This is a genomic window from Bartonella sp. MR168JLCBS (genome assembly GCF_042194175.1).
On record NZ_JBHIMP010000456.1, the window covers coordinates 1 to 649 of the forward strand.

Annotated in this window: 1 protein-coding gene; it reads right to left on the minus strand. The window is 36.8% G+C overall.

The window, feature by feature from the left end; genetic code table 11:
- Nucleotides 1-556 (minus strand): signal recognition particle receptor subunit alpha (locus tag ACFIK8_RS11940; RefSeq protein WP_375669552.1); only part of this gene is annotated, 556 nt, incomplete at its 3' end.
- Nucleotides 557-649: the final 93 nt, after the last annotated feature.

Sequence of the window (649 nt, forward strand, 5' to 3'; positions counted from 1 at the left end):
GTTCTAATATTTTTTCAATTTCATTCGCCATGATGGTGTGAATGTTATCTGGAGATAGACTCTTTTCGTAACGACTGGATGCTATGGTTTCGGTGATATGTGCAGCTGTTTCCACACCAAGATCAGCTTGAATAAGAATGTCTTCCAGTTTTTGCAGCGTATCCTTATCAAGTTTTTCTTTAACAAAGAGTTCACCAATAGATTCGCTTAAGCGTTGAGAGGAAAGAGCTAACCCTTTTTGGAGACGCCTAAACCATGCTGTCTTTTTCTGTTCAACAGGGGATATAGATGAAAACTCTTCAACTTTTTTTTCACGGATTATATCTGTGACAATTACTTTGCGAGAATGTGGTTCAAAAGACGGAATTTTCTCATTGTGCTTTGTAGGTGTTGTACTTTGATTTTCTGCTTTTTCGACGTCTAAAGAGGACTGATTGTTCTTCGTGTTTTCACTTTCTTTTATCATATTAATTTCACAAAGTGCGGGGATTTGGTCTATTTCCTGTTCTTTAAACTTGTTGAAAGGGAGTATTTTTTTGATAAAAGATTTTGTCATGAAAACTTTCTCACTCAGGCTGCATTCAGTTTTTAGGGGGCAGCAATTAATTTATTGCCGTCGTGGCCGATGATAAGAGCTTGAACAATTGTT